The sequence below is a fragment of the Sphingorhabdus sp. 109 genome (assembly GCF_902506555.1).
Lineage (GTDB): Bacteria > Pseudomonadota > Alphaproteobacteria > Sphingomonadales > Sphingomonadaceae > Parasphingorhabdus.
Genome location: NZ_LR732707.1, coordinates 1,803,921 through 1,829,942, shown reverse-complemented (window position 1 = coordinate 1,829,942; position 26,022 = coordinate 1,803,921). Strand labels below are relative to the sequence as shown.

The window sequence follows — 26,022 nt, the reverse complement described above, 5'->3', positions numbered from 1 at the left end:
TTATCCTAAGGCAGGGTGATTTTTCGCGAGGCCTTGCCTATATGCCCCGCAAGACCGATTCAATGAACGCAAAGGAAAAGACCCGATGTCCCATGAAAAAATGACTTTCCACCTCGATACAGGCGATGTTGAGATCAAGCTCCGTCCGGATCTCGCGCCCAATCATGTCGCGCGGATCACCGAGCTGGCTGCCGAAGGTTTCTACGACGGCGTGGTCTTCCACCGCGTGATCAACGGATTCATGGCGCAGGGCGGCGACCCGACCGGTACCGGCATGTCCGGCAGCGACAAGCCTGATCTCGCCCAGGAATTTTCCAAGGAGCCGCATGTCGAGGGCACTTGCTCGATGGCCCGCACGATGGACCCGAACAGCGCCAACAGCCAGTTTTTCATCTGCCTCGACGATGCCGGTTTCCTCGACGGCCAGTATACGGTCTGGGGTGAGGTGACGTCGGGCATGGAAGCGGTCCACGCGCTGCCCAAGGGCGAACCACCCGCACAGCCGGGCGCGATCAAGTCCGTAACCCTCGGCTAATCGATTAGAAATGCGTCTCGACAAACCCAGGATCGCCCCGCTCGCCGAGTCAGAACTCGGTCCCGAGCACCGGGCGATGCTGGGCGAGCGCTTCAAGACCGGCAAGATACTCAATATCTTCCGGACGCTGATAAAGGCGCCGAAAGCTTATAAAGCCTTCATGTGGTGGGGTGGTTATATCCTGTCCGATCATAATGCGTTGCCCGCCCGCGAGCGCGAGATTGTCATCCTGCGCACCGGCTTCAACTGGAAGTCCGGCTATGAATGGGCGCAACATGTCCGCATCGGCAAGGACTGTGGTCTGACCGATGCTGAAATCGAACGGATCAAGGCCGGGCCGGACGCGCCGGGCTGGACACCGGTTGAGAGCGCAATGCTCCGCGCCACTGATGAACTGACCAGCGATGGCCACGTGTCGGACGCTACTTGGGTTGCTCTTTCGGACCTCACCGAAAAGCAGCGCATGGATCTGGTGATGACCGTCGGCCAATATAGCCAGGTGTCGATGCTGCTGAACAGTTACGGCGTGCAGCTGGACGACGATTTGGAACTGGATCCCGATCTGAAGGCCTGACGGCCCAGGGGGCTAGAGGCCCGCTTTCACCACCCAGTCATGAAAAATCCGCACGGCGCGGTTCTTCATGTCGCGCTTGCGGCAGGCGAACCAGTAGCTGTAAGGGCTGTCGACCTGATGATCGAACAGCCGGATCAGCCGCGAATCATTGGCATCCGAAAAATGGCCACCATGCATGATCGCGATTCCGAGACCCTGTGCCGCGGCTTCCAGCATCAGCGGACCACTGTCGAGATGATCGATACCGGCCGGCTGCAAATCGGGAAGTCCCACGGCTTCTTTCCACTGGTCGAATGCCCGGGTCATATTGCTGTGGATCAGGATATTGTGATTCTGCAGATCCTCGGGCTTGCTGATGGCATTGGGGCCCTTGGTCAGCTCTACCGATGCAATCGCATAGACCTTGTTGCTGTCCAGCTTCACCGCATAGAGATTGGGATCGACATCATCGCTGATGATGATCGCCGCATCGACGGCATCGCCCAGCATATTTTCCGCATGGGAGGACGTATCGACATTGATATGCAGCTTGGGATAGAGTTTCTTGAGCTCCGGCAGGCGTGGTAGCAGGCGGGTGGCTCCGAACAGGGGCAATACGCCAAGCCGCAATCGCATATCGCCGCCGGTGACGGTCATCTGGTCGACCGCTTCGCCGATCACTTCCAGTGCCGGGGCAACCGCTTTCAGCAAGGCCTCGCCATCCCCGTTCAAGACCATCGACTGGTTGCGCCGTTCGAAAAGCGGCTTACCGATATGGTCTTCCAGCGACTTGATTCGGCGACTGAGCGCAGGTGCAGACAGCGCAAGTTCCGCCGCCGCAGCCTTGGATGAACCCAGACGGGCTACGCGAATGAAGGCCTCGAGGGCGCGAAGGGGGGGCAAACGGCGCATAGAAGTACCAATATTGAGGCTAAATGAGCTTTGTGCAACGCAAAATTAGAACCGAATCGAGAGGAATGGCGGAAAACTGTCACTACCAATATTGATAAGTTGCAAGTTATGCAACCTACAATGTTCTTTTCGCACTTGCACAATAATATGGTTTGCTGCATTCAGAATGGGCCTTTCAGGCATCCTCTCCTAAAAACTTTTCAGGCCAGTTCTTCGGAACTGGCCTTTTTTTTTGGCAGTTTCCGGTCGCCTGAACCTCCCACTGAAAATCTGATTCGCATATCGGCCTGACGATACCTATCTTGTTGGAAAGAACCGAAACGATTATCGAGGAGATCCACCCCAGTGTCCGATCCAGCGCCAATCAAAAGCAAATCCGATGATGATAATCTGCAGCTGAAGCTGCAGGTTGCCAATGCCCGCCCCGAAGACAGCGGTCGCGGCTTGGCCCGTCTTTCGCGCGATAATCTTGGGAAACTGGGATTGATCGAAGGCGATATCGTTGAAATTATCGGCAAACAGACAACCCCGGCCCGGGCGGTTCTGCCCTATCCGGAAGACGAGGGGCTGGATTTTGTCCGGCTGGACGGGTTGCAGCGGGCCAACGCCGGCATCGGCGCCGGCGATTTCGTCGAAATTCGCAAGGTCGAATCGAAACCGGCCAAGAAAGTGATATTTGGACCGGCGCAAAAGGATCTTCGCCTGCAGGGCAATGGCGGCGGTCTGAAGCGCAGCTTCATGGGGCGTCCGCTCAAGGCCGGAGATTTTGTTGCCACCCACGGCCAGCAACAGGTGGACCGCGGGGACATGCCGCCGCAATTGCGGCAGATGCTGGCTGCACCGGCTTTTTCCCTCACACAAATTCGCCTCAATGTCATCGCGACCACGCCCAAGGGCATCGTCCATATCGACGAGCATACCGAAGTAGAGCTGCGGCCGGAATATGAGGAATCGACGGAGCATCGCCGCGCCGACGTCACCTATGATGATATCGGCGGGCTGCACGAAACGATCGACCAGCTCCGCGAGATGGTCGAGCTACCGCTCCGCTATCCGCAATTGTTCACCCGGCTTGGTGTCGATCCGCCACGCGGCGTGTTGTTGCATGGCCCTCCCGGGACCGGCAAAACGCGGCTGGCCCGTGCCGTCGCCAATGAAAGCGATGCCGAATTTTTCCTGATCAATGGCCCCGAAATCATGGGCTCCGCTTTTGGTGAATCGGAAAAGAAGCTGCGCGAAATTTTCGAAGCGGCAACCAAGGCAGCGCCATCGATCCTGTTTATCGACGAAATCGATTCGATCGCGCCGAAGCGCGGGCAGGTCCAGGGCGAAACCGAAAAACGGCTGGTGGCGCAACTGCTCACATTGATGGACGGCCTCGAATCGCGGCTTAATCTGGTGGTCATCGCTGCAACCAATCGTCCCGAAGCGGTCGATGAAGCATTGCGCCGCCCTGGCCGTTTTGACCGGGAGATCATTGTCGGTGTGCCCGATGTGGCCGGCCGGCGGGAAATATTGGGTATCCACACGCGCGGCATGCCGCTGGAAAAGTCGGTCGACCTGAAGGAACTGGCCCGTACCACCTATGGCTTCGTTGGTGCCGATCTGGCAGCGCTGACGCGGGAGGCTGCTATCGAAGCCGTCCGCCGGATCATGCCCAAGCTGGATCTCGAGTCGGAAACCGTACCGCCGGAAGTGCTCGAGGAGCTGGTGGTGCAGCGGCATGATTTTGTCGAAGCCCTGAAACGGGTTCAGCCGTCAGCGATGCGCGAAGTCATGGTCCAGGCACCCGATGTCCGCTGGGAAGATATTGGTGGTCTCGACGAGGCGCAGATGCGGCTCAAGGAGGGTATCGAGCTGCCGATGAAAAACCCCGAAGCCTTCACCCGCCTCGGTATCCGTCCGGCGAAGGGTTTCCTGCTCTATGGGCCACCGGGCACCGGCAAGACCTTGCTGGCCAAGGCAGTCGCGCGCGAGGCCGAGGCCAATTTCATTGCCACCAAATCGAGCGACCTCCTGTCCAAATGGTATGGCGAGAGCGAGCAGCAGATTGCCCGGCTCTTTGCCCGGGCACGGCAAGTGGCACCGACGATCCTGTTTATCGACGAGATCGACAGTCTGGTGCCGGCGCGCGGTGGCGGCATGGGCGAGCCTCAGGTCACCGAGCGGGTTGTTAATACGATCCTCGCCGAGATGGACGGTTTGGAAGAGATGCAGTCGGTGATCCTGATCGGTGCGACCAACCGCCCGGGTCTGGTCGATCCGGCCTTGCTGCGACCCGGCCGTTTTGACGAACTGGTCTATGTTCCGGTTCCGGGCAAAGCCGGCCGTCGCCGGATATTGGCGATCCACACGGCCAAAATGCCGCTCGGCAAGGATGTCGACCTCGACGACATGGCGGACCGTACCGACCGCTATTCGGGTGCCGATCTGGAGGATCTGGTTCGCCGCGCCGGACTGTACGCCCTGCGGGAATTTGGCGGACTCGTGGAGACTGTCCAGATGAAGCATTTCGAACAGGCACTGGACGACAGCCGCGCTTCGGTCACCGAGGAGATGGAGGAAGAATATTCCAAAATGGAATCGCAGCTGAAGCAGAACGCGATGCGGGCCGAACCGATCGGCTTTGTATCGCCGGGTATGCTGACGCCGGTGAAGGACAGCAAGCACTAGTTGCCGCCACCGGGCCGCCGGCCGCTAGTTTTTGGTCATGACCTGATCGTCGAGCTTGAGAGTTTTGAAACCCCAGCCGAACAGGAATACACAGATGCCGGTCGCCAGCCAGAAGGGCAGGGGGCCGGCATAAGTGTAGAGCAGCACGCCGAATGCCGGCGAGGCGATGAAGGCCATGCCATTGACCGATGCGACGATACCGGCGACGCCGTTTTGTTCGGACCGTTTAACCGCGAGCGAGGCACCGGCGGTGAAGCCGGGGCGGAACAACCCGAAGCCCAGAGACGCCACTGCAAAGCCGATGATGATGCCGTAAAGATCGTGCGACAGGCCGATGATCAGGCAGCCGAATCCACCCAGGACCATGCCCCACAGAACCGAAGAGCGCGGTCCCATTTGCAGCAGTGGGATCAGGCCCCATTGCGAGAGAAGCGTTGCGGCGGCGCCGGACATCAGGACAAGGCCGGTCATCCGGATGCCCAGATCCGGGTCGCCGCGCAAACCGAGCCGGTCGAGCACGAGAAAACCGACGACGCCCAGGATCAGGGCGTGGGCGTTGCCGCCCAAAATGCCGGTAATCAGCCATGGCTTGACCCGGTCATCGCTCCAGCGCAACCGCGGCGGCACGCTGCTCTCCTCTTCGCTGCTGTCGTCCTCTTCTTTAAGACTGCCGGCCGAGGGCGCGGAGCTATAGGGTTCCGACGTCACCACACCACGCGCCTGATAGCCGGGATTGTCATTGGGCAGTTTCAGCGCCAGCGCGATCATTACCAATATGCCGATTGCGGCAAAGGCGAACATCGGACTGGACAGCCCGAGCACCGGTATCATCAGCAGCGGCGCAATCGCCGGGCCAACGATCGTGCCGAGCCCGAAGGAGGAGGAAATCAACGACAGCGCCTTGGTCCGGTCGGCCCGCGGGGTGCGGGCGGCGACATAGGCTTGCACCGCAGGTGGTGCGGCCGAACCGAGACCGCCATAGAGGCTGCGAAAACTGGCGAACAGGATGAACGTCCAGAGCGCGCTATACCAGCCGAGCAGGCCCAGAAAAAGCGCCAGGCCGGCCAGCGCGAACGAAGTGGTGAATCCGATCATGCCGAGCCGCATCAGCGCCTTCCGGCCGCGATGGTCGGACTGGCGGGCCCATTTCGGTGCGGTATAGACCCAGAGCAGGGCAGACCAGCTGAAGGCGGCACTGACCCAGAAATCGGGAATCTGCAATTGCGTGCCGATGGTCGGCAATATCGATTGCATCGCTGTATTGCCCGACGCGGTGACCAGCATCACCGAGAACAATACGGCCATGCGAGTGCTGTCTATCGGCTTGGCATCGGAACCTGACGCCAGTGCACGGTTCGGTGGTTCAAGATCGGGAGAATCGGCCATGGGCGCTCCTATGCCACGCTATTTCTGCCAGTCATAGGCACGTTCGACACGGGCAACATGCAGGCTATAGGCGCTATACCATTTGTCGCGGCCCTGTTCGCGGATCCGGGCATGTTCCGGATGATCGCGCCAGGCTTTGGCGCTGGCATCGTCGCGCCAATAGCTGACGGTAATCCCGAACCCATCCGCAGAACGGGCATGATCTTCGCCGAGATAGCCCGGTTGTTGCGCCGCGAGCGCGCCCATGGCTGCCGCAGCGGTCTGATAGTCTTGCTCGCCCGAACCGGTGCGCTGGGCGCAAAAAATCACCGCGATGGAGTCGTCTGGATGCAGCTGCATGATGGTCTTTTAGCCGGTCGGATGGAGCGGGCAACCGCTATTATATTTGTCACCGTTGCTGTAACGCTCTACTATGACAGTTTGATCTGTTGCCGGAGGAATGGTTTGTCAAATAGTGTTGCCAAGACGAAAATAACGGACCGTATCAAGTCGGGCCTGGAGCGCCGTCTCGGCCCCTGGGGCGTCTTTTTCAAGGGCTTTGTAAAGCATCCGGTGATGGTTGGCTCGATCATTCCCTCCTCGGATGTCACGGTCAGGAAGATGCTGGAACCGGTCAAATGGGACGAATGCGACCTGTTTGTCGAATATGGCCCGGGCGTGGGGACTTTCTGTCGTCCGGTGCTGGAACGGTTGAAGCCGGGAGCTGCGCTGGTGGTGATCGATCTGAATGAAGATTTCATAGAATATCTGAGCAAGACGATCCGCGACAGCCGCTTTTACCCGATCCACGGATCCGCCGCCGACGTCCAAAAGATCATCAGGGAGCTTGGCCACGAGAAAGCCGATTATGTGCTGTCCGGTCTGCCCTTCTCGACATTGCCCGACCAGCTGGGCCCGAAAATAGCGAGGGAAACCTATGATGTCATCCGGCCGGGTGGCGCCTTTCTGGTCTACCAGTTCGTCAAGAAAGCCCGCGATTTCATGGCGCCGCATTTCGACCGGATCGACAGCGGCTATTCGCTCTGGAATATATTGCCCTGTCATCTGTTCTGGGGCTGGAAGGCAAAATAGCCGTTAGTCGACGCCTGAGGGGCGTTGGTCGAAGCTGGCGGTAGACCCGAGCGGGTTTGACGCCATGTTCAACATTGAAATATCGCATATTGATAGAGAGGAATATCCCGATGTCCCGTTTGTCCCGTTCCCTGTTGCTGGCACTGACCACCACAGCGTTGACGGTCACCGCACCCGCGCTGGCAAAACATCATCAATCCGCCGATCCGGCGCCGGTTAGCGATCTGGTCGCGGAGGTCGATATCCCCTATGAGCAATTCACCCTCGACAATGGTCTGAAAGTTCTCGTCCACACCGATCGCAAGGCGCCGGTTGTCGCGGTCTCCATCTGGTATGGTGTCGGATCGGCCCATGAACCCGAAGGCAAGACCGGCTATGCGCATCTGTTCGAACATATCATGTTCAACGGATCGGAAAATGCCCCCGGCGACTATTTTGAGCCGCTGCGGCAGATTGGTGCCACCGACCTCAACGGCACGACCTGGCTCGACCGGACGAACTATTTCCAGACCGTCCCGACCTCCGCGCTGGACGTCGCCCTGTTCCTCGAGAGCGACCGGATGGGGCATCTGCTCGGTGCGGTGACGCAGGAGAAGCTCGACAACCAGATCGGCGTGGTCTCGAACGAAAAGCGCCAGGGGGACAATCAGCCTTATGGCCTGGTCAGCTATCGCCAGACGGAATTGCTGTTTCCCCCGGACCATCCCTATGGTCACAGTACGATCGGTTCGCTGGAAGATCTCGAAGCGGCGTCGCTCGACGATATGAAGCAATGGTTCACCGACCATTATGGACCGAATAATTCGATCCTTGTTCTGGCTGGCGATATCGATGTCGCGACCGCGCGGACCAAGGTCAATAAATGGTTCGGCGCAATTCCGAGCGGCAAGCCGATCCCCGAACTTGCTCCCGAGCTGCCGACGCTTGATGCCCCGATTTACGAGGTGATGAAGGACAAGGTTGCAACCACGCGCATCTACCGAAACTGGGTGGTGCCGGGCCTCAACGATCCCGACTATACGCCGCTCGATGTCGGTCTGACCGTGCTCGGCGGGCTGGCCAGCTCGCGGCTCGACAATATCATGGTGCGGGACGAGAAAAATGCGGTTTCCGTTTCCGCTTATGTCATCCCGTTCGTACACGGCAGTCTGGTGAATATCCAGGCCGACGTAAAGCCGGGCGAGGACGCGGATGCGGTTGCCGGGCGGCTGGATGAAATCATTGCCGATTTTATCGCCAACGGCCCGACGGAAGACGAAGTGCAGCGCGTGGCGACACGCAACGCCGCTGCCCGGATTGCCGGGCTGGAGCAGGTGGGCGGATTTAGCGGCAAGGCCGTCGCTCTGGCACAGGGCGAGCTATATTCCGACGATCCGGAATATTATAAAAAGGAACTCGGCCGGCTGGCATCGACCACACCGGAAGCGGTGAGGACGGCGATGCAGAAATGGCTGACCCGTCCGGTTCTCGGCATCACCGTGGTGCCGGGCGAGCGGGAGGAATATCAGGAAGTGGGAGCCGGTATCGGTGAACGGACCGGCGTTTTGACCGCGCCCGCTTTCTATATGCAGGACGACCAGGGCGGAACCGTGACCGCTCCCGACCGGTCGACCCTGCCGCCCGTGGGTGATATCCCCAATGTCGACTTTCCGGATGTGGAGACCGCGACCCTGTCCAACGGCATCAAGGTCTATTTCGCCCGTCGTGATGCGGTGCCGATGACCCGGGTGACCCTGTCGTTCGACGCCGGCACCAGCGCCGATTCTCCGGAAAAGCTGGGCTTGCAGAATTTCGTGACCGCGATCCTGGATGAGGGCACGACCAGTCTGAGCTCGGTCGAAATCGCCGAGCAGCAGGAGCGGCTCGGCGTCAATATCAGCATCGGGGGCGGCCGCGATCGCACCGATGTCGATCTGAGCGCGGTCAATCCCAATCTGGATGCGTCGCTGGATCTGATGGCGGATATTGTCAAAAATCCGGCATTCAAAACCGATGATATCGAGCGTATCCGGGTTCGGCAGCTGACCGCCATCGATCGCGAGGAAAGCGATCCGCTGAGCATCGCCAGCAACACGCTCCCGCCGCTGATTTTCGGTACAGACCATCCCTATGGCCGCGGCCTGTCGGGTAACGGCACCAAGGCAACGGTGTCGGCCATCACCCGCGACGACCTGGCTGCTTTCCATCAGCAATGGATGCATCCGGCCAAGGCAACGATCTTTGCCGCCGGACGGATCGACAAGCAGGAACTGGTCGACAAGCTGGAGTTGCGCTTCGGCAAGTGGAAGGGCGCGGCAAAAGCTGCCCCGGCGAAGAATTTCGACGCGGCCATTCCGGAAGGAGAAGGTCGGATCGTCGCCATTCACCGGCCCAATTCTCCGCAGTCGATGATCCTTGCGGGGCAGGTCCTGCCCTACAGGGGATCGGATGATTTGCTGACCCTCAACGCCGCCAACGAGGTGCTCGGCGGCAATTTCCTCTCGCGGATCAATATGGATCTGCGTGAGACCAAGGGCTGGAGCTACGGCACGCGCAACAGCCTGGTGCGCGGCGAAGACCGGGTCATGTACACCATGCGCGCGCCGGTCCAGACCAACCAGACCGGCCCCGCGGTGGCGGCCATTGATGCGCAGGTGCGCGATTTCCTTGGCGAGAACGGGGTGACGGCGGCAGAGCTGGAGCGTACGATCAACGGTAATGTGCGCCAGTTGCCCGGCCAGTTCGAGCGTACGTCCCGGATCCTGGGCCAGATGCAGGGTGATGTGATATTCGGCCGGCCCTCCGATTATGCGGAAACCGTTGCAGACCGCTACCGGGCGCTAACCGAAGATGATCTGAACAGTGCCATGGCCGAAGCCATTGACCCTGACAAATTTACCTGGGTGATTGTGGGCGACCTGACCAAGATCAGGACCCAGCTGGACGCGCTGGACATGCCGGTCGAATATCGCGGCTATGAAGTTAATGACACTGCTGTTAATAGTGATAGCAGTTCGAACGATTCGGCGGGTAGCGACGAATGATCGTCAGCCCCGACAGAGTCAGGGCTTTGACATGAAAAGGAGAATGGAATGTCTATTGATGGAACTTATACTTGCGTAACCAAATCGCCGATGGGAGACCAGACATCGGAATTTACCATTGTTACCGACGGTGACACGTTCACCGGCACCAACGCCGGCGCTATGGGGTCGATGGATGTCGAAAATGGCAAGGTTGACGGCAATCACATCACCTGGGAAATGAACATGACCGTTCCCATGCCGATGAAGCTGGAAGGCGATGCGACGATCACCGATGGCCAATTGGCCGGTTCGGTCAAAGCAGGCGCTTTTGGTGAAATGGCAATGACGGGCACCAAGAAATAAAGGCCGGTCAAACATTAAAAAGGGCCGCTACCTGCACAGGTAGCGGCCCTTTTTTTTGTCCAATGTTCGGCCGTTCTAGCGGATGACGACACTCACGGCGCGGCGGTTCTGGGCCCAGGCGCTTTCGTTCGACCCGAGCGCTTCGGGACGTTCCTTGCCATAGCTGACCGTGGTCATCCGGGCCGGGCTGACGCCCAGCGAGGCGAGATAGTTTTTCGCCGCATTGGCGCGGCGTTCACCGAGCGCAAGGTTATAGTCTCGGGTGCCGCGTTCATCGGCATGGCCTTCGATTGTGATCCGCGCATTGGGATGTTGGGCCAGCCAACGTGCCTGGCTCTGCAGAATGAGCTGGTCCTGCGAGTCGACATTGAAACGGTCGGTATCAAACAAAATCCGGTCGGACATCGTGTTGGCCAGGAAGTCGCCTTGGGAACCCGGTGCATAGCCCGGACCGGAGGGTGTTGGCGTTGGTGCAGGCGTGCTCGTATCGACTGGTGCCGGTGGCAGTTCTTCCGGTGCCTTTTTCGAACAGCCAGCCAGAACCAGACTGGTGGTAATCAGGAGGGGAGTCGCATATTTGATCATAATTCTGCTCCTATTCAATTGTGCCCTTGGGCGTTACATAATCTCTTTTCAGTGGCTTGTCTTGAACTGAATCTATGGCAGCAATGGACCCCAGGCCGGGTCCGATCCGTCTACAGGCGTCGGCAATTGCCGTTCGTTGCGGCCGGTCAGGTCGACCTGCCAGATGCCGGTCTTGCCGGTTCCGCGGGTGGTCCGGAAAAACTGGATCACCCGGCCATTGGGCGCCCATGTCGGAGCTTCGTCCTGCCAGCTGTCGGTGAGCAGCCTTTGCCCGCCGCCGCTGGGAGTCATCACGCCTATGCGGAAATTGCCAGCCATTCTGGTGAAGGCAATCAGATCGCCACGCGGGCTCCATTCCGGCGTCGCAAAGCGGCCGCCGCCAAAGCTGATGCGCCGTTCATTGCCGCCGTCCGCATCCATGACATAGAGCTGTTGGCTGCCCGAGCGGTCGCTTTCGAAGACGATCCGGCTACCGTCTGGCGAGAAACTGCCACCGATGTCGATGCCCGGTGAAAAGGTCAGTTGTTGCGGCTTGCCGCCACCGGCTGCCGAAACCTTGTAGATGTCGGTATTGCCGGCAATCGCCATGGAATAGAGAATCCACTTGCCATCCGGTGACCAGCGCGGCGCGAAGGTCGGATTGGTGCTCTGGGTGATCAGGCGCTGCCGTCCGGTGCCGATGTCATAGACATAGATGCGCGGATTGCCGTCGAGAAAGCTCAGATAGACGATGCTCTTGTAATCGGGCGAGAAACGCGGGGTGAGCGCCGTGGCTTGGCCATTGGTGATGAACCGGTGGTTGGCACCATCGCTGTCCATGATCGCCAGCCGCTTGACCCGGTTCCCCTTGGGGCCGGTCTCGGCGATATAGGCGATGCGGCTGTCGAAAAACGGTGATTCCCCGCTCAGGCGCGAATAGATGCTGTCGGCGCATTTATGTGCGGCCCGGCGCCAGTCGCGCGGCTCGACGACAAAACCCTGGCGGGTGAGTTCGGTTTCCAGCGCGACATCATAGAGATAGCAGCCCACGGTCAGCTTGCCGTCGGGATTGGCCCGCACGAAGCCCTGAATCAGGGCCGAGGCATTGGTTCCGTTCCAATAGGGAAATTGCGGTGCCGTGACTTCCGAATAGCTGATAGCGCGAACCTGGTTGCGGCCCATCGGCTTGAACAGTCCGCTTGATCGCAGGTCGGTGACGATCACGTCACTGATCCTGCCGCCCAGTTCGGCCGTGTTGCCGGCAGGCGTGTCGATGCTCTGCTGCGTGGGCAGTCCGGGCACGGCGATAACCAGTTCTTCCGAAGCGCTATTATCAACATCGACGGTCAACTGGGCATGGGCAGATGCGGTCAGCCCGAAACTGGCGAAGATGCCGAGCATCGCGCTACGGAAAAAGAGGGAGGGTGATTGCATGGCTGGTCTCCTAAACGCCGAGATAGAGGACAGGTTCAATAACCTTCCATTCGTCATAATATTTTTCCGGGAATGTCGTGAAAGGTGCCGCAAGTTGCACCGCAGCGATGGCCCGCTCCTGATGGATTTCAACCTGAGAGCGATTGCTTGGTGTGATGCCGGTCGTTCTGGCGGTCGGTCTGCCGATGATCTGTCCGCTGCTGTCGAGGCGCGCGGTTACCGTGGTGCGCAACAGTTCCGCGTCTGCGCCCGTCGGCGGACGCCATTTCTGCTTGATTAGCCGGTACAATTCACGCTCCAGCGAGGCGACGGCTGCCGGCGAAGCCCGTTCCGCCGCGATATTCTGGCTGCGGCTGACCGATGGGGCATCGGTTACCCCTTTCAGGAAATCATCGCCCAGACGCGAGCCGCGGGGGGTCGGCCTGGCGACCGGTTTCGGCTCTGCCTTTGGGGCGGCGCTGGCCGGTTTGTCTGGGCGCCGACGGGGTTCCCGGGAGACGGGAGCCGGTTTCGGTGCCGGGGTCGGATTGGCTTCGGTTTTCGGTGGCTCGGGCAGCGGTTCCGGCGCGGCAATGCTGCTGTCTTCCGGCGCGCCCAGTTCCGGGGCAACGCTGGTCGCGGGAGTGACCATCACAGGGTCGGGCGCGGCGCTTTCCAGACCCACCTCGTCGGCGATCATCACTTCGATCGGTTTGTTGCGAAACGCGTCATTGGTACTGCTCAATATGCTCAGCGAGAGCGCGCCAAACAGGACCACATGACCCGCAGCCGCTATTCCCAAGCCAATTTTTTCAGCTTTCTCCATATCAGCGGTCCACTCTTATGGCGTCTCTGATGAACCTGTAGTGACCAGCGAAACCCGGTTCAGTCCCGCTCGGTTCAGTTCGCCCATCACGCCCATGATCAGACCATAGTCGAGCGTCTTGTCGCCGCGCAGCATGATCTGGCGCGGGTCCTCGGGATTCTGCTCGGCGGCAATGTCGCGCAGCCTTGTCTCCAGCGCGCCGCGGCTCAGTTCCTCGTCATCGACGAAAATACGGCCTTCGTTGTCGATCGAGATCTGCACCGGTTCCTGTCCCTGTTCCAGGGCGTTGGCGCGGCTTTCCGGCAGGTCGACAGGCACGCCGGTGACCAGCAGCGGTGCGGTCACCATGAAAATGATCAGCAGCACCAGCATCACGTCGACAAAGGGGGTGACGTTGATCTCGGCCATCGGAGCACGGCCGCGGCCACTGCCGCGCCTGCCGATGCCGGATCCCATGTTCATGCCCATGCTCAGTCTCCCAGTTCCAGTTCGCGGCTGAGCGTTGCGTGGAAACCGTCGGCAAAGCGGCCCATCCGGGCCTCGAGCTTGTTCAGGCGGTGGGAAAAACGGTTATAGGCAATGACAGCGGGAATTGCGGCAAACAGGCCGATGGCCGTGGCGAAGAGGGCCTCGGCAATGCCCGGGGCGACCACCGCGAGCGAGCTGTTCTGTTCTGCAGCAATGGCCGAAAAGCTGCGCATGATGCCCCAGACCGTACCGAACAGGCCGACAAAGGGGGCGACGCTACCTACGGTCGCGAGGAAATTGAGCCGGTCGGCAATCCGGTCGACTTCGCGGGCAATGGTCGTGTTCATTGCGCTGGCAAGCCGCTGGCGCGTGCCTTCGCGGTCGATCGGAGCCTTGGACGTCGATCTGCGCCATTCCCTGACACCGGCGGCCAACACCTTGGCGCTGGGCAGGGAAGACTTGCCATATTCGTCAAAAAATTTGTCCAGATTTTCGGTTTTGTCAAAGGCGCGTTCGAATTTGTCCGATTTACGTGAGATTTGCCCGATTTTCATGCCGAAGCTGACAATGATCGTCCAGGTCCAGATACTCGCGAGCAACAGACCGATCATCACCGCCTTGACGACTATATCGGCTTCCATGAAAAGCATGAGGGGAGAGAAATTTCCGGCAGTCGCTCCCAGCGAAAGTTGGTCTAGCAAGATCTATTATCCTTCATTTCGTATCGGTCTGGTTCATGACGCTGGCAAATGCCTGTGTCCATGCCTTGGGTTGTCGTCGCGGACGTCCGGCAGGCGTAAGAAATGCTGCGTGAACGGAAGCTGACGTAATCTGGTCCGGGCCGCGCATGATTTTCTGGTCGATGATCACGCTGGCGGAGCGCAGCGTCTCGACCGTACTGACAACGACCAGATCGTCATTCAGTTTCGCCGGCAACAGATATTTCATCGTCAGATCGACCACCGCATAAACGCCTTCGCCGCTGTCATAGGCCGCGCCCTGATCCATATCGAGCAGGCGCAGCATGTCGGACCGGGCCCGCTCCATATAGCGCAGATAATTGGCGTGATAGACTATGCCGGAGAAATCCGTGTCCTCGAAATAGACGCGACAGGCGAAATAATGTTTGCCGTAAACAAAACGGCCATCAAATGGCTTGATATCGGCGGGGGCTTCCATGGTCCGCACATTAGGGAGATGTCCGCGCGCGGGGAAGGGTGAAAAGCGATACGGTGACATTTTGGGCGCAAATAAGACTCGATTGGCCCGGCGCAGCCTGCATCGGCCTGTTCCAGGCCGGAGGTGCGATGCAATCAGCGGGCGCAATCAATGCATAACGCCGCTGCCGGATCGATTTCCAGCCGGCGAAAGGCAACCGGATCGCCGCACTCGGTGCACCAGCCATATTCATTCAGTCCGATGCGCTTCAGCGCCATTTCGATTCTGGCCAGATCGCTGGTCCGCCGCCGTGCTTCGGCCTGGGCCATTTCCTGCTGTTGCATCGCGTCCATTCGGGACAGGCGGCCGACGCTCTGCTGGTCCAGTTCGACCGTATTGCGCCAGCTCGCTGCTTCTGCATCCAGCGCTTTCAACTCGGTCTGCCGGTCGAGCAGCCTCTTGTGCAGAATGTCTATTTGCGTTGCTGAGAGTTCAAGCGCCACAGTCAATCTTGCGGCGACAGATAATCCAGTGCCGCTGCTGTCATCGCTTCGGTTCCCAGCGTCACAGACTCGCGCGGAGCGACCTTGAAGAAGGGCGAGTGATGGGACGGGACCGGAGGGCCGCCCGCTGCGGCGCGGTCAAAATCAGCCTGCGGCGTGCCGCCGACGGCAAAATAGACACCGGGCACATCGGTATTGGGGGCGACGAAATAGGCGAAATCCTCTGCGCCCATGCCTTCGCGCGGCTTGTTGTCGAAGACATCGTCACCAAAGCGCGCGGCGAAAACGCCCTTCACCCGTTCGGTGAGTTCGGCGTCATTATAAGTGGCCGGAGTCGACTCACGCGAAACCAGAACGTCGGGCAGCCGGTCTTCCGGCAGGCCGTTCATCCGGCCGACATTGGTCGCAATGCGCTTGATCCCTTCGAGCAATTTGGCCCGCGTCTCGGCGTCGTCGGAACGGACGGTCAATTGCATCACCGCCTTGTCGGATATGATATTATGCTTGAAGCCGCTGTGGAAGGAGCCAACGGTTACCACAGCGGGTTTGAGCGGCGCGATTTCGCGGCTGACGATGGTCTGCAGCGCCATGATGATTTCGGCGCCCATCACGATCGGATCTTTGCCCCGATGCGGGGATGCGCCGTGCGCGCCAACCCCGTGGATGACGATATCAACGCTGTCTGACGAGGAATAGTTGATCCCTTTGCCCAGTGCCAGCTTGCCGGTCGGCGTGTCGGCCGAAACGTGGAAGGCCATGGCAAAATCCGGCTTTGGAAAACGGCTATAGAGCCCGTCCTCCATCATCATTCTGGCGCCGCCGATCCGCTCTTCGGCCGGCTGTGCGATCAGCACCAGCGTGCCCGACCACTGATCCTTGCGCGCCGCCATTTGCCGGGCGGTGCCGATCAGCGACGTGATATGCACATCATGGCCACAAGCGTGCATCACCGGCTTTTCCTCGCCATCGATGCTGACCTGTCTGGCCGTGGACATATAGTCCAGCCCGCTATCCTCGACGAGCGGGAGGCCGTCCATATCGGCGCGCAGCATCAGGGTCGGGCCCTCGCCATTTTCCATTACCGCAACCACGCCGGTGCCGCCGACTTTCTCGGTAACGGTAAATCCTGCTTCGCGCCATTTGCCGGCAATGATCCCGGCGGTGCGAACTTCCTTGTAGGACAGTTCCGGGTTTTTGTGGAAATCGATAAACAGGGCTTGCAGCACATTGTCATAATCCGCCGCGATGGCGGCCGCGAGATCGGGTGACGGCGAACTATTCTGTGCCGCCACCGGTGCAGACCAGATCAAAGCCGTTGTCGCGGCGAGTGCCAATAGATGCTTCATGATTTTCTCCCCGTATCTTGTTTCCTTATGTCTGATCAAATCGGATAGCGCAAAGCCGGATTTTGGAGCCGCCGATCAAAAAAGGGCAGAAACGACGCGCTCCTGCCCCGATCCTTCGGATATGGCTTTGCCGGGATCAACCGGTCGGACAGCTGCCGATGCGTTTGCCGTTGCTTCTGGCGGAAATGTTCATTTTCATGCCGCCTCCGCCACCGACCATGTTCATCGTCATGTCATAGCTGCTCGGTCCATATTGACCATCCATTTCCATGGTCATCTCGCCGGGTGTGCCGCCCATATTGCTGCAGGACATTTCGGATGATACGGCGCCGCCGCTCATGTCGAATTTCTTCACTTCGCAATTGGTCTTTTCCTGCGCGGCAAAGAACTGGGCTCCGGGATTTTCCGCTTCTTCCTTGGTAATGCAGGATTTCGTTGTTGTGGTCTGACCCTTCATGCGGTCCATGATGCCGGCCGGCACGCCTTCCGGCAGTCCCTCGATTTCGACATCTACGATTTCTACGGTATTTTCCCATTCGCCGGGCTCAAGCGTGACCTGATTCATTTCTTTGGCCACTTCTTCGGCGGTGATCTTGCCGTCGCCGTCATGGTCGGCACCCGTGTCCGAACAGCCGCCGACAAGGCCGAGTACAGCAACCGAAACCAGTAATTTTCTCACAAGAATTTCCCCTAAATATTATGCGTTGTCGATCACTTTAAGACGATGTGGAACAGATGTAAATTTTCTATCTCTCCGCAGGGCCAAAAACTCCACAACGGGGATGACATTGGTCCCTTTTTGTTCCATATCGGCTCTATGACAGAATTGGTTATCAGAAGAGGTCTCGCGGAACCCGAAACCGGGGATGATTTCGTTCCGCACAAGCCCAGTCGTCCGGAAAAATCGGAAGGCGGAAGACGCTTCAAGCTGGTCAGCGATTTTGAACCGGCGGGCGACCAGCCGACGGCTATCCGGGAACTGGTAGAGGGCATGCGCGATGAGGAGCGCGACCAGGTGCTGCTCGGGGTCACCGGGTCGGGCAAGACCTTCACCATGGCCAAGGTGATTGAAGAATTGCAGCGGCCGGCGCTGATTCTGGCGCCGAACAAGATTTTGGCGGCGCAGCTGTACGGCGAGTTCAAGAATTTCTTTCCGGAAAATGCCGTCGAATATTTTGTCTCTTATTATGACTATTACCAGCCCGAAGCCTATGTCGCGCGGTCGGATACCTATATCGAGAAGGAAAGCTCGGTAAACGAGGCGATTGACCGGATGCGGCACAGCGCCACCCGTTCTCTGCTCGAGCGCGATGACGTGATCATCGTCGCGTCGGTGTCCTGCCTCTATGGTATCGGCTCGGTTGAGACCTATTCGGCGATGGTCTTTGATCTCAAGAAGGAACAGTCGGTCGACCAGCGGGATATCATCCGCAAGCTGGTGGCGCTGCAGTACAAGCGCAACGATATGGCTTTTGCCCGTGGCAGCTTTCGGGTGCGGGGCGACAATCTCGAGATTTTCCCGTCGCATTATGAAGACATGGCTTGGCGAATCAGCTTTTTCGGCGACGAGATTGAAGAGATTGTCGAATTTGATCCGCTGACCGGCAAGAAGGGCGCGAGCCTGAACAAGGTGCGCGTCTATGCCAATTCGCACCATGTCACGCCGGGACCGACGATGAAACAGGCGATGGAAGCGATCAAGTTCGAGCTCGCCGAGCGGCTGAAGGAGCTGGAAGCGGAAGGCAAATTGATCGAGCATCAGCGGCTGGAGCAAAGAACCAATTTCGATCTCGAGATGATCGCGGCCACCGGCAGCTGCGCCGGTATCGAAAATTATTCGCGCTTCCTGACCGGGCGCCTGCCCGGCGAACCGCCACCGACCCTGTTCGAATATCTGCCGGACAATGCGCTTCTGTTCGTCGACGAGAGTCACCAGACGGTGCCGCAAATCGGCGCCATGTCGAAGGGCGATCACCGTCGCAAGATCAATCTCGCGGAATATGGCTTCCGCTTGCCCAGTTGTATTGACAACCGGCCGCTGCGCTTCAACGAGTGGGACGCGATGCGACCGCAGACGGTCAGCGTCTCGGCAACGCCGGGGTCGTGGGAAATGGAGCAGACCGGCGGCGTGTTCAGCGAACAGGTCATTCGTCCCACCGGGCTCATTGATCCGCCGGTCGAGATCCGGCCGGTCGAGGACCAGGTCGATGATGTGATCAACGAATGCCGCAAGGTCGCCGAACAGGGTTATCGGACTTTGATCACCACGCTGACCAAGCGGATGGCCGAAGATCTGACCGAATTCATGCACGAGGCGGGAATCAAGGTCCGCTATATGCACAGCGATGTCGAGACGCTGGAGCGGATCGAACTGATCCGCGATCTTCGGCTCGGCGTCTATGACGTGCTGATCGGCATCAATCTGCTGCGCGAAGGGCTGGATATTCCGGAATGCGGATTGGTCGCGATACTGGACGCCGACAAGGAGGGTTTCCTGCGCAGCGAGACATCGCTGATCCAGACCATCGGCCGTGCCGCGCGTAATGTCGATGGCCGGGTGATCCTCTATGCCGACCGGATGACCGGGTCGATGGAGCGCGCGATCAGCGAGACTGATCGCCGCCGCGAGAAACAGGTCGCCTATAATCTCGAACACGGTATCACCCCGCTGTCGATCAAGAAGAATATCGGCGATATTGTCGCCCATGCCACGGCCAAGGACATGGTCACCGGCGCGGTCGACGACGACAGCAAGCCTCTGGTCGGCCACAATCTGCGCGCCCATATTGAAAGCCTCGAGAAGCAGATGCGCGATGCAGCGGCGGATCTGGAATTCGAAGAAGCCGGCCGGTTGCGTGACGAGATCCGCAAGCTCGAGGCGGAAGAGCTGGGTCTACCCGCCGACCTGCAGGTGGCGCAACCCAAGGGCCGCTCCACCGAAGGCCGACCGGGCACGCGGAAAATGGGCTATGGCAAGACGCAGCGGAAGATGTAGGGCAGGGATGCTGTCGACAAAAAGACGACATTTTCGGCAAGCGGGTCCTCGCCGTCCTGCTGACATTCGTGGCAGGCGCATGTCGCGGTTACGATCCGGGCAGGAGATGCCCAATCTGTATATTTTTGCCGGAAATCAGGCGTCGAATCAGTATAAAATGTAACTATATGGAAAATAAGGTCTTTTTCAAACGTCACCCGAAATGGCCAATTTCGTCCTGAATATCTGATCTGGCGCTGTGCATAAATTACGCAAAAATGTAATATAATTTCAATGGTTTACCAGTTGTTACCATAGTTTACATGACCGTTCAGGTCAGGTTAGCTAGAGGACGGCCATTACAGATTGCAGAGACAAGAACTGACCCGGCAATCGCATTCCGACAAACAGGAATGGATCGCGGTCAGCATCGAAACAATAAGTTCTCCATATCCGCCGGCACGTGCTGGCTGGCGGAAGGGAAGAGTTTGACCGGCGGTGCCTTTAAGTAGGGTCGCACGCTGTCGGAGCAAAGGGGGAGGCAGATCCTTGTTGCGTACTGGGTCTGTCTCCCAACCCTCGGGAATGATGCAGGCAGAAAAAGCATTGCTATCGGGTCCGGGGACCTGTTGACGAACGGCCTCAGGGGGCTTGAGGCGGTCGTCCTATCCCCGGATCCTGGGGCGCAGGGCTGGTGCGCGCGTAAAGTTTGCGTGCCGGCCCTGCATTATCCGGTCTGTCAGGATGCATATTTGACCGAGCAGCCGTACGGCCGCGCCTGGGCGACACTGACCTTGTCGCCGGATTTGATTTCCTTCAGCGCCGCCAGCACATGATTGCGGGCCGTTTTGATATCGGCAACATTTGCCGTTGGCTTGTCATCGATCCCGCCCTGGTAGACCAGAATGCCCTTGTCATTGATAATATACATATGCGGGGTGGTTTTGGCGGCATATGCCTTGCCGACCACGCCCCGTGGGTCGAACAGATAATTGGTCGCCATGATTTTTTGCTCGGCGATCAGCGCCTTCGCCTCGGCACCGGTCATATGACCCTGTTTGCCTTTCGCACCGCTATTGATCGTCAGCCAGACCGCGCCCTGCTGTCTGGCGGCTTTCTGGGTCGCCTGCATATTGCCGCTATTATAATGTTTGGCTACAAAGGGGCAGCCGGGATTGTGCCATTCCAGAACCACGGTCTTGCCGCGGAACTGTGACAGTTGAACCGTCTGTCCGTTGACGTCGGTGAGTTTGAAATCCTGAGCGACGGCACCGTTTCTCTGGGCAGCGGCCAGCGGGCTGGCCAGCGCGATCGCTGCGACACTTGCGGCTGCTAGGGATGAAAAATTTCGCATTGTCAGACTCCATTCATTGGGGAAAGAAAAGGGGAGTTCGCCTTATACCGGTTCACCGACCAATTCCGTCAATGTCGATACCGTGAGAATCTGCGGCAGAATGACCGGTTCTTCACCAGGCGCATAATATAGATACAGGGGAACGCCCGCCCGCCCGTGTTTTTCCAGAAATCTGCTGATCACCGGATCGGGGCGGGTCCAGTCACCCATCAATACGGCAACTTCGGCGGCTTTGAACGCGTCCGCGGTCTCGCTGCGCTGGATGGCAGCGGCCTCGTTGGCCTTGCAGGTGATGCACCAGTCGGCGGTGAAATAGGCAAAGACCGGCTGGCCGGATTCGCGCAGTTCGGCCAGTCGTGTTTCGCTAAAGGGTTCACTGGGCAGGGTGGCGCCGGAAGCCGCGGTCAGTTTCCGGCTTTCCATCGCCTCTTCGCCGGGCAGGCTGATGATACCGCCGGCCAGAACGGCGATCATTGTCGCGCTAGCCAGCGCACCGCGCGAGATGCCTTTGACCTGTCCGCCGCCGAACCACCAGAGGATAAGACCGACAACCAGCAGGAAGACCAGCGACAGACCCAGCGCATCGGTTCCGATCTGGCGACCGAGCAGCCAGATCAGACCGATGCCGGTGAGAAACATCGGGATCGCCATGACTTTGCGAAAGCCGTCCAGCCAGGGCCCCGGTTTTGGCAGGCGGTTGCGGATTGCCGGCACGAAGGCGATAAGCAGGAAGGGCAAAGCGAGGCCGACGCCCAGTCCTGCAAAAATCACCAGCGCCGCGATCGGCGGCAAAATGATAGTCGCCCCGAGGGCCGCGGCCATGAACGGCCCGGTACAGGGTGTGGCGACAAAGGCGGCCAGTGCGCCGGTCCAGAACGATCCGGCGGCGCCGTCTTTCTGGGTCAGCTTGTTGCCGAAGTTGATATTGGGCAGCTCGAACAGCCCGGCCAGATTGAAGCCGATGGCGGTGACCAGGGCCAGCAGGATGAAGATGATCCGTGGGTCCTGCAGCTGAAATGCCCAGCCGACCGCCGCACCGCTGGCGCGCAAGCCGAGTAGGGCCGCGCCGAGCGCCGTGGCGACGAGAACAACACCGGCGGTATAGGCAAGCGCATCGCGCCGGACGACCGTTTCACTGCCGCCGGCCTTGGCCAGGCTGATTGCTTTCAGGCTGAGAATCGGGAAGACGCAGGGCATCAGGTTGAGCAAAAGCCCGCCCAGAATGGCGCCGCCCAGTGCCAAGAACAGCAGCGAGCCACCGCCCTCGTCCTTTGCGCTGTCGCCGGACAGGGGGAGGCCGGTCATTTCGACCTCGCCCTTGGTGGCAGTGATCAGAAAACCGTCATGATCGCCAATCTTCAATATGCCGCTGATTGTGTCATAGCCATCGCCGCGCGCGCCGGTTTCGAGGATCAGGCGGTCGCCGTCACGATTGAATGTCTGCGGCGCGGCATAGTCGATAATGCCATCTTCCAGAATGAAGAAATAGGGCTGGTCGATCGCGACGTTCGCGGGCAGCGGGATAGACAGGCGGAACAGGTCTGCGTCGACAGCAAAGCTGGCTTCACTGCCCAGAGGACGAGGCAGGGCCGCGCGGAACGCGTCAAACGCCGTGTTTCGCGAGATCGATGTATCCTCGCCGACAACCTGCAGGGTGATCGACAGTTCGTCCTGTTCTGGCACGCAAATCTCGTCGGTGCAGGACAGCCATTCGGATTTTACCGCAATCGGGAGGGGGCCCGGGCGGACTTCACCGGACAGGGTCAGATTGACCAGGACCGCATAATCGCCCTTGTAGATATAGTTCATGATACCGGCGATCAGCAGCCTGTCGGGTACCTGGAACTGGGCCTCTCCGGCCGTCACGCCCGGGGGCAAAGTCCAGTCAAAGCTCATGCCGATACCGGCATCGCCGGGATTTTCCCAATAGCCGTGCCAGGTCGGTTTCGGCTCCATGACAAAGGCGAGTGTCACGCTTTCCCCGGCCTTCACCTGCTCGGATTCCGCTAGCAGTGTGGCGGCTACATTCAGCTCCGTACTGCCCAGCCGGTTCTGTGCTTCGGCTACCGGCGCAAAAAACAGCGCGGCAAACGCCACCATGATCGAAAACAGACGCAAATCAGATGTCATAAAAACTCACTATTTCCTGTTTAATGGCATTTAGGCTATTGGACCGTTGCTTTCTATAGCGACAATTACCCGTGAGGACCATTCGTGCAAAAATCGATTCTAGTTACAGCTGTTGCCGCGCTTATCACATTTTCCGGAACCGCTCATGCGGAAGATTCCGGCCAAAGGGAATCTGCCCAGCCGGATCTTGTGGTCGCGATATCGGTGGACCAGTTTTCCGCCGATCTTTTTAGCGAGTATCGCAGCAGCTTTACCGGCGGTCTGGCCCGTCTGGCGCAGGGTGTGGTGTTCCCGTCCGGCTATCAGTCGCACGCTGCGACGGAGACCTGTCCGGGCCATGCAACGATTATGACCGGTGTCCATTCCGGGCGGGCGGGGATCATTGCCAACAACTGGATCGATCTGTCGATCGAGCGCGAGGACAAAACTGTCTATTGCGCCGAGGACGAGCGCATCGACGGGTCCAGCTTCGGTGACATTACCGCTGCCGCGCAGGGTGATTATATCGCTTCAGTCTGGCATCTTCTGGTGCCGACGCTGGGCGACCGGCTCAAGAAAGTCTCGCCGGATTCGCGCAATGTTGCGGTGTCGGGCAAGGACCGCGCGGCGCTGATGATGGGCGGACATGATGTCGACGAAATATACTGGTGGAAAGGAAAGGGCTTTTCCACGCTTCAGGGTCGCAAGACCCTGCCGGCTATTGCCGCCCTCAACAAGTCGATTGCTTCGACTATCGACAAGGCGCGGCCAGCTTTTGCGGTGCCGGCCCATTGCGCGGCGCGCAATGCCCGTATTGCACATGGCGAAGGCAAGTCGGTTGGCGATTATGCCTTTCAGCGCCCCGAAGGCGCCGCGAGCGTTTATCGCGGGTCTCCGGACTTCGACAAGTCGGTGCTCGACGCGGCAACGGTCCTGATCAAGGAACTCGAGCTGGGGCAGGGCGACGCCACCGATATCCTGTCTGTCGGACTGTCCGCTACCGATTATATCGGCCACGGCTTTGGCACCGAAGGGCTAGAGATGTGCATCCAGATGAGTGAACTGGATCGTTCTCTCGGGCAGTTTTTTGATCTGCTGGACGGAGCGGATATTGACTATGTCGTGATGTTGACCGCCGATCATGGCGGGCTCGACCTGCCGGAACGGATGAGCCTGCAGGGCGTAGCGACAGCGCAGCGGGTCGACCCTGATCTGAACGCCAAGACGATCGGCCGGAAGGTCGCAGAAGTTTTGGGCCTTCCGGCTGACCAGCCTGTGCTCTACGCCGATGGCCCATTCGGCGACTATTATGTCAGCACAGAGCTTTCCGCGGATATGCGGAAAAAGGTCAAGGATAGCGCGGTAGCGCTGATCGCCGCCCACACGCAGGTGGAGATGGTGCTGGAACATGACGAGATTGCGGCGATTGAGGTGCCGCGCAGCGCTCCCGAAGAATGGACCTTGCCGCAGCGTGCCCGCGCCTCTTTTCATCCCGACCGGTCCGGCGATTTTGTCGTTCTGCTCAAAAAGGCGGTGACGCCGATCGCCACTACCGCGCGGGGATATGTAGCAACCCATGGCAGCCCATGGGACTATGACCGTCGCGTTCCGATCCTGTTCTGGCGCGAGGGCATCCGGCATTTCGAACAGCCCTTGTCGGTGATGACGGTCGATATTGCACCGACGCTGGGCGCGCTCGTCGGCGTGGACATCCCGGCGGAGGAAAACGACGGACAATGTCTCGATATTGACGGCGGTCCGCTAAACAGCTGCGAGTGAGGCGAGGGGCTTTCTAGCGCCGCTGGTAGCGGGTCAGGCCGCGTCCGAGACTGTTATTGGCAATGCGAAGCTGGTCGCCGCTCCAGTCGGCAACAAACCAGGTGTTCCGGTTCACGCCCTTGGCGAGCGAAGCGCTGTTGGAATGGATGTTGAGACCTTCCGAACTATGGTCGCGGTCTTCCGCGGCGATGGAGATGAAAGCGCTCCAGTTTTCCTTGTTCTGGCCCTGTACGAAGACATTGCCGCTGATTACGCCGGTGGCGCCGGCCGGAAGATCGATCATATAGTTGGTGGTGCGACCCTGCGTGTCATCAAAGCTGTTGTTGGTGATCGTCGCCCGCGGGGCGCGGCTTTTGACATAATGGCCACCGCTGCCCTTTTCGAAGCGGCTGTTGGTCACCTTCAGCGATCCGAAATTACCGATATAGATGCTGTGCGCGCAGGACAGGCCCCGATCGCAGCGTCCGAGCCGCTGAAAGGTTGACCGGTCGATGACAATTTCCGCGCTCGGGTCATTGGCGCTCAATATGCCCTGTTCGGCATTGCGGAACAGGGCATTATAGACATAAAGGTCGCCGCGCTCGATCCGGATGCCCGCACCATTGCCGTCAGGCACCCGCTGGTTCTGGAAAATGATGCCGTCGATCGTCGCCGCCTTGCCCCGCAGGACGAGACTCGCTTTGCCTTCGCAGACGCCGCCATCCAATATGGTCTGGCCGGGAACCGATGCCTTGTAGGTGATGCGGCCGGCTGTCTGCACCGCACAATCGCCATAGGCACCGGGAGCGATGACAATAGTGGCATTATTTCCACCAATGGCAGCCACCGCATCGGCCAGACGCTGGTAGCTCTGGCCGGTTTCCATCACCTTGAACGCCCCGACACGCTGGCCCTGTGCAGCCGTACCGGCCAGTGAAGCCAATATAACGGTGGCGATCAAACGTGTCTTGAGCTTCATTTCGGCTGTCCTGAATAGAGGGAATTGGGCAGTTTCAATATCGCCTGCGGCAATATCAAACAACATCTATGC

General features: G+C 59.2%; 23 protein-coding genes. 8 read left to right on the top strand and 15 right to left on the bottom strand.

Annotated features, from left to right (window positions below; translation table 11 throughout):
• The first annotated feature begins 85 nt into the window (after nucleotides 1-85).
• Together BOSE62_RS08555 and BOSE62_RS08550 are read left to right on the top strand one after the other, a co-directional pair.
• Nucleotides 86-535: a peptidylprolyl isomerase gene (locus BOSE62_RS08555; protein ID WP_159644364.1), complete on the top strand. Its 450-nt coding sequence runs from the start codon at nucleotides 86-88 to the stop codon at nucleotides 533-535.
• A gap of 10 nt (nucleotides 536-545) precedes the next feature.
• Entirely contained in the window at nucleotides 546-1,109 is a 564-nt protein-coding gene (locus BOSE62_RS08550) for a carboxymuconolactone decarboxylase family protein (RefSeq protein WP_159644360.1), read from the top strand.
• A gap of 12 nt (nucleotides 1,110-1,121) precedes the next feature.
• Here BOSE62_RS08550 and BOSE62_RS08545 read toward each other — a convergent pair whose 3' ends face one another.
• Complete coding sequence (locus BOSE62_RS08545) at nucleotides 1,122-2,000, bottom strand: LysR substrate-binding domain-containing protein (protein ID WP_159644355.1); 879 nt, start codon at nucleotides 1,998-2,000, stop codon at nucleotides 1,122-1,124.
• Between the two features lie 345 nt (nucleotides 2,001-2,345).
• Between BOSE62_RS08545 and BOSE62_RS08540 the strand changes: the two genes are divergently transcribed.
• The gene (locus tag BOSE62_RS08540; protein WP_443028806.1) at nucleotides 2,346-4,673 is read left to right on the top strand and encodes a CDC48 family AAA ATPase; all 2,328 of its coding nucleotides are present in this window, start codon (nucleotides 2,346-2,348) and stop codon (nucleotides 4,671-4,673) included.
• A 24-nt stretch (nucleotides 4,674-4,697) separates the two neighbouring features.
• Here BOSE62_RS08540 and BOSE62_RS08535 read toward each other — a convergent pair whose 3' ends face one another.
• On the bottom strand, nucleotides 4,698-6,059 hold the full coding sequence (locus BOSE62_RS08535; protein WP_236553942.1) for an MFS transporter: 1,362 nt from the start codon (nucleotides 6,057-6,059) through the stop codon (nucleotides 4,698-4,700).
• Between the two features lie 18 nt (nucleotides 6,060-6,077).
• The gene (locus BOSE62_RS08530) at nucleotides 6,078-6,398 is read right to left on the bottom strand and encodes an antibiotic biosynthesis monooxygenase family protein (protein WP_159644343.1); all 321 of its coding nucleotides are present in this window, start codon (nucleotides 6,396-6,398) and stop codon (nucleotides 6,078-6,080) included.
• Between the two features lie 105 nt (nucleotides 6,399-6,503).
• On the opposite strand from BOSE62_RS08530, the gene BOSE62_RS08525 reads away from it, so the two are divergent.
• From BOSE62_RS08525 to BOSE62_RS08515, 3 genes are all read left to right on the top strand, one after another.
• Nucleotides 6,504-7,130, top strand: a complete 627-nt coding sequence (locus BOSE62_RS08525; RefSeq protein WP_236553941.1) for a class I SAM-dependent methyltransferase — start codon at nucleotides 6,504-6,506, stop codon at nucleotides 7,128-7,130.
• A gap of 110 nt (nucleotides 7,131-7,240) precedes the next feature.
• On the top strand, nucleotides 7,241-10,153 hold the full coding sequence (locus BOSE62_RS08520; protein ID WP_201295646.1) for a M16 family metallopeptidase: 2,913 nt from the start codon (nucleotides 7,241-7,243) through the stop codon (nucleotides 10,151-10,153).
• Nucleotides 10,154-10,201: 48 nt separating this feature from the next.
• A complete protein-coding gene (locus BOSE62_RS08515; RefSeq protein WP_089134483.1) occupies nucleotides 10,202-10,498 on the top strand; it encodes a hypothetical protein in 297 nt (98 codons plus the stop codon).
• A gap of 75 nt (nucleotides 10,499-10,573) precedes the next feature.
• Here the strand turns inward: BOSE62_RS08515 and pal are convergent, their stop codons facing one another.
• From pal to BOSE62_RS08470, 9 genes are all read right to left on the bottom strand, one after another.
• A complete protein-coding gene (pal, locus tag BOSE62_RS08510; RefSeq protein ID WP_159647971.1) occupies nucleotides 10,574-11,080 on the bottom strand; it encodes a peptidoglycan-associated lipoprotein Pal in 507 nt (168 codons plus the stop codon).
• Between the two features lie 75 nt (nucleotides 11,081-11,155).
• Nucleotides 11,156-12,463, bottom strand: a complete 1,308-nt coding sequence (gene tolB, locus BOSE62_RS08505; protein WP_159647970.1) for a Tol-Pal system beta propeller repeat protein TolB — start codon at nucleotides 12,461-12,463, stop codon at nucleotides 11,156-11,158.
• Between the two features lie 43 nt (nucleotides 12,464-12,506).
• Nucleotides 12,507-13,301 (bottom strand): cell envelope biogenesis protein TolA, encoded by a 795-nt coding sequence (locus BOSE62_RS08500; RefSeq protein WP_159644339.1) that lies wholly within the window; start codon nucleotides 13,299-13,301, stop codon nucleotides 12,507-12,509.
• A 15-nt stretch (nucleotides 13,302-13,316) separates the two neighbouring features.
• A complete protein-coding gene (tolR, locus tag BOSE62_RS08495) occupies nucleotides 13,317-13,769 on the bottom strand; it encodes a protein TolR (RefSeq protein ID WP_159644334.1) in 453 nt (150 codons plus the stop codon).
• 2 nt (nucleotides 13,770-13,771) lie between these two features.
• Nucleotides 13,772-14,419 carry a protein TolQ gene (tolQ, locus tag BOSE62_RS08490; protein WP_159647969.1) on the bottom strand — a complete coding sequence of 216 codons (648 nt, stop codon included), beginning with the start codon at nucleotides 14,417-14,419 and terminating at the stop codon, nucleotides 13,772-13,774.
• Between the two features lie 64 nt (nucleotides 14,420-14,483).
• Nucleotides 14,484-14,948, bottom strand: coding sequence for a YbgC/FadM family acyl-CoA thioesterase (locus BOSE62_RS08485; protein WP_159644330.1), 465 nt, complete (start codon nucleotides 14,946-14,948; stop codon nucleotides 14,484-14,486).
• Nucleotides 14,949-15,082: 134 nt separating this feature from the next.
• Nucleotides 15,083-15,430, bottom strand: coding sequence for a TraR/DksA family transcriptional regulator (locus BOSE62_RS08480; protein ID WP_159644317.1), 348 nt, complete (start codon nucleotides 15,428-15,430; stop codon nucleotides 15,083-15,085).
• A gap of 2 nt (nucleotides 15,431-15,432) precedes the next feature.
• On the bottom strand, nucleotides 15,433-16,776 hold the full coding sequence (locus tag BOSE62_RS08475; protein WP_159644313.1) for an amidohydrolase: 1,344 nt from the start codon (nucleotides 16,774-16,776) through the stop codon (nucleotides 15,433-15,435).
• A 136-nt stretch (nucleotides 16,777-16,912) separates the two neighbouring features.
• Nucleotides 16,913-17,455: a DUF3617 domain-containing protein gene (locus BOSE62_RS08470; protein WP_159644308.1), complete on the bottom strand. Its 543-nt coding sequence runs from the start codon at nucleotides 17,453-17,455 to the stop codon at nucleotides 16,913-16,915.
• Between the two features lie 138 nt (nucleotides 17,456-17,593).
• Between BOSE62_RS08470 and uvrB the strand changes: the two genes are divergently transcribed.
• Nucleotides 17,594-19,771: an excinuclease ABC subunit UvrB gene (gene uvrB / locus BOSE62_RS08465; RefSeq protein ID WP_159644303.1), complete on the top strand. Its 2,178-nt coding sequence runs from the start codon at nucleotides 17,594-17,596 to the stop codon at nucleotides 19,769-19,771.
• Nucleotides 19,772-20,489: 718 nt separating this feature from the next.
• Here uvrB and BOSE62_RS08460 read toward each other — a convergent pair.
• Entirely contained in the window at nucleotides 20,490-21,104 is a 615-nt protein-coding gene (locus tag BOSE62_RS08460) for a redoxin domain-containing protein (RefSeq protein WP_159644296.1), read from the bottom strand.
• 42 nt (nucleotides 21,105-21,146) lie between these two features.
• Nucleotides 21,147-23,234, bottom strand: a complete 2,088-nt coding sequence (locus BOSE62_RS08455) for a protein-disulfide reductase DsbD family protein (RefSeq protein ID WP_236553939.1) — start codon at nucleotides 23,232-23,234, stop codon at nucleotides 21,147-21,149.
• Nucleotides 23,235-23,318: 84 nt separating this feature from the next.
• Here BOSE62_RS08455 and BOSE62_RS08450 point away from each other — a divergent pair, with 84 nt between their 5' ends.
• Entirely contained in the window at nucleotides 23,319-24,992 is a 1,674-nt protein-coding gene (locus BOSE62_RS08450) for an alkaline phosphatase family protein (RefSeq protein WP_159644283.1), read from the top strand.
• 13 nt (nucleotides 24,993-25,005) lie between these two features.
• Here BOSE62_RS08450 and BOSE62_RS08445 read toward each other — a convergent pair whose 3' ends face one another.
• On the bottom strand, nucleotides 25,006-25,950 hold the full coding sequence (locus tag BOSE62_RS08445) for a right-handed parallel beta-helix repeat-containing protein (RefSeq protein ID WP_159644281.1): 945 nt from the start codon (nucleotides 25,948-25,950) through the stop codon (nucleotides 25,006-25,008).
• Between the last annotated feature and the right edge of the window lie 72 nt (nucleotides 25,951-26,022).